The sequence below is a fragment of the Methylobacterium tarhaniae genome, from assembly GCF_001043955.1.
Taxonomy (GTDB): domain Bacteria; phylum Pseudomonadota; class Alphaproteobacteria; order Rhizobiales; family Beijerinckiaceae; genus Methylobacterium; species Methylobacterium tarhaniae.
On the sequence record NZ_LABZ01000227.1, the window covers coordinates 1 to 6,631 of the forward strand.

Annotated in this window: 6 protein-coding genes and 1 tRNA gene; 5 read left to right on the forward strand and 2 right to left on the reverse strand. The window is 68.3% G+C overall.

All coding sequences use genetic code 11. The features are described 5' to 3' along the window. Positions 1-55 precede the first annotated feature (55 nt). Positions 56-1,690 (forward strand): ABC1 kinase family protein, encoded by a 1,635-nt coding sequence (locus VQ03_RS26375; RefSeq protein WP_048453891.1) that lies wholly within the window; start codon positions 56-58, stop codon positions 1,688-1,690. A gap of 159 nt (positions 1,691-1,849) precedes the next feature. Here the strand turns inward: VQ03_RS26375 and VQ03_RS26380 are convergent, their stop codons facing one another. Beyond that, complete coding sequence (locus VQ03_RS26380; RefSeq protein WP_048453892.1) at positions 1,850-2,047, reverse strand: hypothetical protein; 198 nt, start codon at positions 2,045-2,047, stop codon at positions 1,850-1,852. A 575-nt stretch (positions 2,048-2,622) separates the two neighbouring features. On the opposite strand from VQ03_RS26380, the gene VQ03_RS26385 reads away from it, so the two are divergent. The 4 genes from VQ03_RS26385 (at position 2,623) to VQ03_RS26400 (ending at position 4,575) form a co-directional block, all read left to right on the forward strand. After that, positions 2,623-3,168, forward strand: coding sequence for a cupin domain-containing protein (locus tag VQ03_RS26385; RefSeq protein ID WP_048453893.1), 546 nt, complete (start codon positions 2,623-2,625; stop codon positions 3,166-3,168). A 306-nt stretch (positions 3,169-3,474) separates the two neighbouring features. Next, positions 3,475-3,819 carry a hypothetical protein gene (locus VQ03_RS26390; RefSeq protein WP_048453894.1) on the forward strand — a complete coding sequence of 115 codons (345 nt, stop codon included), beginning with the start codon at positions 3,475-3,477 and terminating at the stop codon, positions 3,817-3,819. Positions 3,820-3,907: 88 nt separating this feature from the next. Then, positions 3,908-3,997: transfer RNA gene (locus VQ03_RS26395), tRNA-Ser, on the forward strand. Positions 3,998-4,125: 128 nt separating this feature from the next. Next, the gene (locus VQ03_RS26400; RefSeq protein WP_048453895.1) at positions 4,126-4,575 is read left to right on the forward strand and encodes a site-specific integrase; all 450 of its coding nucleotides are present in this window, start codon (positions 4,126-4,128) and stop codon (positions 4,573-4,575) included. Positions 4,576-5,210: 635 nt separating this feature from the next. On the opposite strand, the gene VQ03_RS26405 is transcribed toward VQ03_RS26400, so the two are convergent. Further along, entirely contained in the window at positions 5,211-6,089 is an 879-nt protein-coding gene (locus VQ03_RS26405) for an alpha/beta hydrolase (protein WP_048453896.1), read from the reverse strand. Positions 6,090-6,631 lie beyond the last annotated feature (542 nt).

Here is a 6,631-nt window from a genome sequence, read left to right on the forward strand (position 1 = left end):
GGCTCGCCCCCGCCGGCGCCCCCACCCATGCCAGCCGAGCAGATTCGACGCGCAGATGCTGAAAACCGCCATCGTCGCGGCGCGCGACCGCCAGCGCCTCCAGGAAATCGCCGGCATCCTGATCGGCTTCGGGGTCAACAAGGTCGTCGACCGGCTCGGCCTGCGGGCGATCCCGCGGCTCGCCTGGCGCAGCGCCCCCGCCGTCGACCTCACCCGCCTGTCGCAGCCCGAGCGCCTGCGCCGGGCGATCGAGGCCTTGGGCCCCACCTTCATCAAGCTCGGCCAGGTGCTGGCGAGCCGCGCCGACCTCCTGGCGCCGCAATGGACCGAGGAACTCGGCAAGCTGCACGACAAGGTCGCGCCCCTGCCCTGGGACGTGATCCGGCCCCAGCTCGAGGCCGATCTCGGCGCCCCGCCCGCCGAGATCTTTTCGGAGTTCGACACCAACCCGATCGCCTCGGCCTCGATCGCCCAGGTCTACCGCGCCCGGCTCGAGACCGGCGAAGAGGTGATCGTCAAGGTCCGGCGCCCGGGCCTCCAGAAGATCATCGAGGCGGACCTGCGGCTCCTGTCGCACGCCTCGCGCATCGTCGAGACCGAGTGGCCCGAGATGGCCCGCTACCGGCCGACCGAGCAGATGCGCCACATCGCCAACGGCCTGCGCGAGGAACTGGATCTCGCCAACGAGGGCCGCAACTGCGAGATGCTGGCGGCCCTGTTCGCCGACCGCGACGACGTCGTCTTCCCGAAGGTCTATTGGGAATACACCTCCGAGCGGGTGCTGGTGCAGGAATTCATCCACGGCATCCCGCCGACGGACACGCGCCGCCTGGAGGAGGCCGGGCTCGACCGCAAGGTGCTGGCCCAGCGCGGGGTCGATGCCTTCCTCCAGATGGCGATGATCGAGGGCCTGTTCCACGCCGACCCGCATCCGGGCAACCTGCTGGCGATGCCCGGCAACCGGATCGCCTTCATCGATTTCGGCATCGTCGGCCGGCTGTCGCAGCGGCGGCGCTCGCAGCTCCTGATGCTGATCGGCGCGATGCTGCAGGAGGATGCCGACGGGCTGATGGCGGTGCTGCTCGACTGGACCGGCGCCAGCAACCCGGACCTGACCCGGCTCGAGGCGGCCTCGCAGGCCTTCGTCACCCGCCACAACGGGGCGACGCTCAATCTCGGCCTCGTGCTCACCGACTTCATGACCATGGCGCGCGAGAACGACCTCGCGATGCCGACCGACCTCGCGATCCTGTTCAAGGGCCTGGTCACGGCCGACGGCGTCATGCGCCAGCTCGACCCCGCCTTCGACCTCTTCGCGGCGGCAGGCCCGACGGTCAGCCGCCACATGCGGTCGCAATTCTCGGTCAAGGATCTCAAGGGCCGGTTCCAGGGCCTGGCGACCGGCCTCTACGGCGCCGCCTCCGAGCTGCCGACGCTGATCCACCTGATGCTGGTGCGCCTCAAGCAGGGCCGGGTCACGGTGGAGATCGAGCTCAAGGGGATGGACAAGCTCACCCGCGGCATCGAGCGGGCCGCCGCCCGGGTCGCGGTCGGCCTCGTGGTCGCCGCCTTCGCGACCCAGCTCGCCCCGCGGCTGATGGAGCACGGCACCCCGGCCTTCGCGACCATCGGCATCCTGGTGCTGACGATCGGGATCGGCTGGATCCTGCTGCTCGCCCGCAACCGCTGACGCGGTCGCGCCTTCGAGCCGGCCCGTTCGCGGCCTCCGGCGCGTCGGCGCCGGAGGCCTCGCCGTCGGCGGGGCGAAGGCCGGGCGCAAGGCCGTGACAGAAAGGAAGGGCCGCCCCGCGAGGGACGGCCCCTGCCCTTCCGGCGTTCCCGGGTCCGCTCAGGCGGCCAGCCGGCGGCCGTGCTTGCGGGCGTGCAGGTCCTGCGCCGCACGGGTGGCGTGGCGTGGGCTGCGGAAGACCTGCCCTTCCAGGGTGTGAAAGTCCGGATGGGCGGAGAAGAATCGGAAGCCGTTCGTCTCGGGAACGACGATACCGGCCGATGTTTCGCCGATCTCGACGATGCGGGCGGGCTGCATGGCGAATGTCTCCGGTCGCGGCCGCCTGCTCGTGGGCGCCGCGGATCATGTCTCGAAAATGGCAGCAAGAGTCGGGCCAGCCTCGGCGGCCCGGGCGGACGGCGCGTCCTCAGGCGCGGCGGCCGCCGCAGCGACAGAGCGCGCGGGCGGGAAGAGCCGGAACGGGGCGGCCGGCGAAGGGCATGCAGCAGAGCGGCATTGCGGGTGTCTCCGGGTTGGCCCATCGGCGCTTTTTCGGGCGCCGGGGTGCTTTAGCGTTTGGTCTCGCGGCGCAATCGCCTCAAATCACCGCGGCGAAGGGGCGGGGCGACCGGCCCCGAACGCCAGGGCAGCATCGGCCGGTGACCCTCCGCTGTCAACGAGAATGTTCTTTTTATGGAACAGTTCGAAACGCAAGAAGCTTCCGCTTGCGTGCTTCGCCGGAGCAAAAACGCCCGCGATCAGCTCGGATTCAACGTTCTCCACTCGCACGCACGCGGGTATCGTTCTTTAAAACAAACCAAGTCGCATCCTCGGCCCTGGCGCTCCGCCGCGCCCTGACGCAGGATGGAGGCTCGGACGACCCGGAGAACGCGATGTCACGCGAGCCGCACGACCACAGCCACGATCACGCCCATTCACACTCCCACGGCCACGCTCACGACCACGACGGGGCTGGTGCGGCACCGCGCTGGAAGCACGACGGCGTCCGGGTCATCACCGGCGACAAGCTCGACCCCAACACGGCGCAGACCCCCGGCATGTTCCGTCAGGCGGCGATCAACCACGCCCGGGTCGGGGCGCAGAAGATCTGGGCCGGCACGGTGGCGATCGAGCCCGACGCCAAGACCGGCGTGCATCATCACGGAGCACTCGAGAGCGTGATCTATGTCGTGCGCGGCCGCGCCCGGATGCGCTGGGGCGAGCGGCTGGAATTCGTCGCCGAGGCGGGTCCGGGCGACTTCATCTACGTGCCTCCTTTCGTCCCGCACCAGGAGATCAACGCTTCGCCGGACGAGGTGCTGGAATGCGTGCTGGTGCGCTCCGACAACGAGGCGGTGGTGGTCAACATCACCGACATCGAGCCCATCGAGCGACCCGAGGCGGTCTACTGGGTCGATCCGATCCATCGGCATCCGTGACCCCGCCCGCGCTGGAGGGCGGGGATAACGCGGGAGAGTAATTGCGGTTCCATGACATCCGTTTCGAGCACCCGCCAGTTTCCCGCGGGCGGATGTCGCAGGTTTCGCCCTGGTCCCGCGCCCTCTGCATTGGATCGGGAGCGGGTCGGCCGGGCGCCGGCAGGATCCGGCGCCGCACAGGACAGTGGCCCCGGCGCATCACGTCTGGGGACGACTTGGATCTTGGGGATTTTCGGCGAGTGCTTAACGTCTTGTTAAGCACGCTGGGCGACCCTCGGGGCAATCCCAGATCATCACGAGGTTCCGATGCCCGCGCCGCAGGCCCGCCTGCCCTCTCCCGACGACTGTCCGGTCTCCCTCGACGTGCTCGGCACGCTCTATCGCGGCGACGCCGAGATCGTGGAGACCGTCCTCGCCGAGATCCCGTCGAAGACCCGCGCCCGCCTCGCGGCCTACCTCTATGGCAAGAGCCACCTTCACGCCCTCGGCCTGCGCGTCGCCTCGGCCTGCACCGAGACCGACCTGGTGCGCGTCGCCGGGACCGCCGGGTCGGTGCTGTTCGCCCAATCCCGCGCCGCGCCGCGAGCCGCCGAGACCCGCCATCCCGGCCAGCGCCGCATCAGCCTCGCGGGCAGCCGCTCCGTCGCCTGACGGCTCGATCAGGTTTCTCGCCGATCCCGCTTGTGGACCGGCGCAAACCCGTGCTAATGCCCCGCCTGCGCTGGCGACGGCGCGCCGCGGAGAGGTGGCAGAGCGGTTGAATGCACCGCACTCGAAATGCGGCATGGGCGCAAGTCCATCGGGGGTTCGAATCCCTCCCTCTCCGCCAGGCCCACATCGGGCAACATCCTGACATCCTAGACAATTCGGCCGATTGCGTTGCCTTGACCCAGGGTTAGCGCGTATCATCCTGCGTAACGCGGCGCAGCGGGATGGCGGACTACCTGACCAGCCGGGATGGCATCTGGTACCTCGTGCGGCGCGTGCCTGTTCGCCGAGTTCGAGCGCCTGGCGGGACATCCCCTGGTCGACATCGCCCTCCCGGCGATGCGGGCGCAGCCGGACGGGTTTCCGCGCTACCATGACAAGGCTCCCCAGCTCTCGGCTCTGATCGACAAGGTGCTGCGCGGGCGCAACCTGCTGCCGGGGCCGGGCCACAGTCTCTACTCGCTGCGCCATACCTTCGAGGACCGGCTCACCGCCGTCGAGGCGCCCGAGAAAGTGATGGCGGCGCTGATGGGCCACAAGTTCCACCGGCCGCGCTACGGCGCCGGGCCGAGCCTGGAGCAGGAGCAGAAGCAGGAGTGGCTTCAGCGGATCGCCTTCAGGTCGCCGGCGCGGGTGCAGGTCTCCAGGATGCGCCGGGCGCGGTCGCGGGGGCGCTCGGCGTGCCGGGCGGCCTCGTAGCGGCGCTCGACCTCCTCGAGGAGCGGCGCTCGACCTCCTCGAGGACCGGGGTGTCGACATCGCTGTAGATCTCGACCACCGAGGCCATGAGGACCAGGGCCTCGCGCCAATGCTCCGCCGTGATCGGGGCGGGCACCAGGTCGCGCCAGCGCGAGGACGGCACGTGGGCCGGGCGCCGCCTGGAGACGGACTGCAATCTCAGGTCTTTTGTGCTGGACGCACATGACAGATGGCGCATGCTTGCTACGGACAGCCCCGTTCGAGGCGCGCGTTGATCAGCGGCCTGCCATCAACATTCGAACTCCCTTTCCCACGCGGGCGCGACTGGCTTAGCGCTTCAATTTCCGCGCATCCGTATCATTGAGCTACAGTCACAACGGATCGCTCGGTTAATGTCCGCTCTGGAGACGCGACTGCAAGGTGCCAGACGCTTGTTAGGAGCGCATTGCAGAACGTCCGCTTGCGGGCAGCAGCCAACTTCCGCTTTCCACCCCTGCCGGACCGTCCGCCTTGCCGGTTTGAATGTCCGCTTGGCCGAAAAAAGCTGGCCACGATGAGGCCGGTGACGGCGATGAATGCGTTTCCGGGCTTGAGAGTCGGACAACCTCGCTCGCCCGCCGCCTTTTCAATTGCGCTCACCGGACTTCCAGCGCCTCCTCGATAAGGCTGCGCGCCTGCTTCCAGGCTGGCGCAGACGGCGTGACGAGGTCGAAGTGACCAGCCTCCGGGACGCTGACCAGCCTCGGCTCCGTCATGGACTTGCCCTTGAGAGCGCGGGCATAGTCATAGGCGACCCAGGGTGGGACCAGCCGGTCTAGCACGCCGCTGACCATGATAATCGACCTCGCTGACGGCGTGAGGGCCGCGGGCGAGACCTCCGCGAGCTTGTCCGCTGGGGCGAGGCGTTCCGCGATGCCGGGGCCGCACAGCACCGGGATGAACCGGGCAAACGTCGCGAGGTCGCCCACGCCGCCCAAGCTGATCACCGCGCGTGGCACGAACAGAGATGACCCGTACAGGGGGCTCCCGGTCGGAAGCGATCCGCGCGACACCGCCCATAGTGCGAGATGGCCACCCGCCGAGTGCCCGGCGAACACGACCCTTGAGAGGTCCAGACGATAGGTGGGCGCATCGTCGGCCAGCCGGTCAAGAGCCGCGCGGACGTCCTGGTAGGTACCGGGATACCCGCCCCCGGCCTCGTTGGCGCGGCGGTAGCCAATGCTCCACACTGCGATGCCGCGCTGTGCCAGCTCTGCCCCGAGGTGCCGCATCTGCTCCCGCCCAGCAGTGGTGGCGCTCCAGCACCCGCCATGGATGAGCACTGCGACCGGGTGCAGGCCGGGACCGTCGGGCAGGAACACGTCCACGCCCTGGGAGAGCGCTTCGCCGTACGCGACCTGCACAGTGGGGTTGGGCCTCGGCAGGTCGCGGAAGGTTGAGAGTTCCACTGGGTCGGCCGAAGCCGACCCGATGGCAAGCACCATCGCCAGCACAAAGGTAACTTGTCGCTTCATGTCAGCCTCCTGCCAGCCGGCATCGACAGGTCGTGTTTGCACTTCATCCTAGCAGATTAATGCTCCAAGCGCTTGAGGCCGCAATGCTGCGACGGCCATAATGCAATTAGCAAGTGGGCATTGCAGTCGCTCTCAGCTAGGATCTCGGCTATGATTTGCAATACTTAATCTGAGAGTGTCCATCTCTAAATAGTGAGCGGACCGTCGGACGTAAAAATTCGGATGTCGGCTTCTATGGCAATCCTGCCGTTTAGCATTCACCTATTGAACCGCTGCTTCCCGCCCGATCCGGACCTCCAGAGGTGGGCGTTCCACTACCTGTTCCGGGTATTCGTCGGCATGACAGTTGCAACATGACAGTTGCAAATGGTTCACGCGCGCTCACCCTGGCTGAACCGAGCCGGCACCCGCGTCATCATGGCCCCTTGCGCCTGGCACGACTGACGCTCGACGCCTTGTTGGCGCACCCAGGGGGTGCCGACCATGGACGCCGCCGACGACTTGGTGCGCTGGACGCCGCTGCACACCGCGCGGCGCCACCG